This is a genomic window from Bacillus sp. AY2-1 (genome assembly GCF_008368965.1).
GTDB lineage: Bacteria > Bacillota > Bacilli > Bacillales > Bacillaceae_G > Bacillus_A > Bacillus_A thuringiensis_S.
This window is the reverse complement of sequence record NZ_QPEL01000276.1, coordinates 1-2,883: the sequence shown is the minus strand read 5'-3', so window position 1 is coordinate 2,883 and position 2,883 is coordinate 1. Positions and strand designations below refer to the sequence as shown.

Below are 2,883 nucleotides of genomic sequence, written 5' to 3'. Positions count from 1 at the left end.
CTTTTTCTTTTGCTTTTTCTTCGCTCATTAATACTAGAACTGCACTTCCGTCATTCAGGCCAGATGCATTACCTGCAGTTACAGACCCATCTTTACGGAATGCTGGTTTTAACCCTGCTAATTTTTCCGCTGTAATATCTGCACGTGGATGCTCATCCTTCGAAAATACTACTTCTTTTCTACGTTCTTTTATTGTAATAGGAACAATTTGATCGTCAAAGTGTCCAGACTCGATTGCCTTCAGTGCCAATGTATGACTGCGAAGAGCAACTTCATCTTGTTCCTCTCTTGTAATTTCATATTGTTCAACTAAATTTTCCGCTGTTTCACCCATCATAATATGGTGAATCGGATCTTCTAACACTTCCCACACCGTATCACGAATTTCTCCGTGCTGTAGACGTTGTCCCCAGCGGTGCTGTTTCAATGCATAAGGGCTCGAACTCATCGCTTCTACTCCACCTGCAACAACAACATCACTTACACCTAATTGGATTTGCATTGCAGCTGACATAATTGCTTGCATACCTGAAGAACATTGACGTTGGATTGTATATCCCGTAACTGTGTCAGGAAATCCTGCCGCTAATGCAGCTGTTCTCGCCGTATTTGCTTCATCAGTTCTTTGAATACAATGACCTAAAATTACTTCATCAACTTCATGTGGTTCTACCCCGCCTCGTTTTACAGCTTCCTGAAGTACAGGAACAGCTAATTCTACTGGCGTTACATTTTTTAGCGCTCCTCCAAAAGTTCCAATTGGCGAACGAACTGCAGCTGTAATAACAACATTATGCATTTTGTACTTGCCCCTCTCTTATGTACCCTAGTAAGTTTTTAGGTGAAATTCCATAAGATGTATATCTATAACTATCATACTATAAACATACTAAAAAATCAAAATATTTCATATAATAAAAATAGAAGGAATTAACCTTCTATTCTGTCAGTGCATATAAAAACTTTTGCAAAATTTTCTCTGTCGTTTCATTCAATTTTGGCAACTTATCTACTGGAAAATATTGAAGTTTCAACCCTTCATGATCGAGCTTTAATTCCCCGCTCACATGATGTGCCTGATACAGATGAATGACATTGAAAATTTCATCGCCATTCGGATAACGGAAATATACTTCTTTTCCTGATAGAACACCAAGAAATTGCATTATTTTTGCAGTTAACCCCGTTTCCTCAAATAACTCTCTACGTGCCGTTTCTTCTGTCGTTTCACCCAGTTCCATCGCCCCGCCAGGTACACCCCAATCATATGTATCTGAACGATATTGAAGCAATACTTCTTGTTTATCATTTAATATAATGATTGCTGATCCTACGAGAATAAGCGGTCTTGTACCAACGACTTTTCGTAACTCTTCAATATACCCCATATGTAAATTCCCCTTTCCCTAACCTCCCTTATCATAACAAAATTTCTCTCTTTTTGTTCATGTAATTTTAAAGAAAAAAAGGAAGCTTTCGCCTCCGTTTTTTCATCTTTATTTCTTAAAACTTTCATATTTTACAGCTTCAAAAGCTTCCTCAATTTCATCATTACGATAATGGACATATGTAAAACGACCCAATTCTACTAATCTTGCTATTTCCTGTAACGCTTTATGCTGCTCATATGTTTCTTTCAGCTTAATATGTACATAAAACTTCATTAAAGGATGTTCATATAAAGGTTCTCCCACCTCTACATATACATCTTCAACCCCTTGTACAACTCTTACATAACTCGCAAATTGATAAAGTGCTTCTCTGTCTGAAACGATTTTTAATGTATACATATATTCTCCCCCTTTCCTTTACTATATCAAAAAGACGACCATACCATGTTATAGAACTATGAAATTTTTTCGACTTGTCATCTATATATTCAATAAAGAAGGCGTTTATCCATACATGACATCTTTTCCCCACATATATTATAGGAAGAACTTTTTTCATTTGAGGTGTTCCTTATGGATCCATACGTCAATATATGTATTTGCATTACTCCCGGCGCCGATATTTCTGATGACCGCATCGCAAAAGATTTAGCTGTTGCAGAATCAATTTGGCACCCCATTACATTTCAAATTCAAGAAGTAATTGTATTAAATGAACTTTTCCGTTTTTTTGACCGTGAAATCAGTTATAAAAATTCCATTCAAAGTCAAGAAAAGTTGGCATCCTTTTTCCAAACATGTGTAAATGAAGCTCCTGAATGCGACCTTTATATTTGTTATATTGGCAGTGATTATTTCAAAGAAACAGCAGTAATTGCCTGCGCTTATTCTTTAGCAAAACAACAGCAACTTACTGGCTATATCGTTTTAACAAATTCGGCTGCCCCTATGAAAAATATATATACGCTCGCTCACGAAATCGGTCATATTTTATTTACAAGACGTATTCATGGAAAACTTACTCATGCAGATCCTCATTCTCCAACCGGCTCGGAGCACCACCCTTCTCCAACAAATCTTATGTATCCGATAGTCCCTCGTCCAGAAAACGTTCATATTCATTCCTTATTAACAACAGAACAAAAAGCGCTCTCTTTACAAAGCTCTTTACTACAAAGAAAAAAACAGTAACCCTCATGTTACTGTTTAAAACAACTTGTTCCAATCAACAAACCAAATCCCGGCTGCTAGAAATAAAAATAGACAACTAAATGTAAATGTAATCCCTCTAAAAATCCCTATATAATATTTCTTTGGAAATAATTTTTTGTATATCCAGAGCAGCCGCTTTCCTATTAAACCGAAAAACAGAATATATCCTGATGTGTAATCTAATATATTAATAAAATAGTCAACATATATCCTTTTTATAAAAGAGTTATTGTTAGGTTAACCTTAGAAAACTACTACTCAATTTACCTATAAATAATAC

5 protein-coding genes are annotated in these 2,883 nt (G+C 35.8%); 1 reads left to right on the top strand and 4 read right to left on the bottom strand.

Annotation, left to right across the window (positions count from 1 at the left end):
* From DN403_RS30340 to DN403_RS30330, 3 genes are all read right to left on the bottom strand, one after another.
* Positions 1-799 (bottom strand): acetyl-CoA C-acyltransferase (locus DN403_RS30340; protein ID WP_149186093.1); only part of this gene is annotated, 799 nt, incomplete at its 3' end.
* Between the two features lie 139 nt (positions 800-938).
* On the bottom strand, positions 939-1,388 hold the full coding sequence (locus DN403_RS30335; protein WP_002005651.1) for an NUDIX hydrolase: 450 nt from the start codon (positions 1,386-1,388) through the stop codon (positions 939-941).
* 108 nt (positions 1,389-1,496) lie between these two features.
* A complete protein-coding gene (locus DN403_RS30330; protein ID WP_000288330.1) occupies positions 1,497-1,790 on the bottom strand; it encodes a DUF3928 family protein in 294 nt (97 codons plus the stop codon).
* Between the two features lie 174 nt (positions 1,791-1,964).
* On the opposite strand from DN403_RS30330, the gene DN403_RS30325 reads away from it, so the two are divergent.
* Positions 1,965-2,582, top strand: a complete 618-nt coding sequence (locus DN403_RS30325; protein WP_000371606.1) for an ImmA/IrrE family metallo-endopeptidase — start codon at positions 1,965-1,967, stop codon at positions 2,580-2,582.
* Positions 2,583-2,597: 15 nt separating this feature from the next.
* On the opposite strand, the gene DN403_RS32095 is transcribed toward DN403_RS30325, so the two are convergent.
* A complete protein-coding gene (locus tag DN403_RS32095; protein ID WP_370541918.1) occupies positions 2,598-2,822 on the bottom strand; it encodes a DNA-binding protein in 225 nt (74 codons plus the stop codon).
* Positions 2,823-2,883 lie beyond the last annotated feature (61 nt).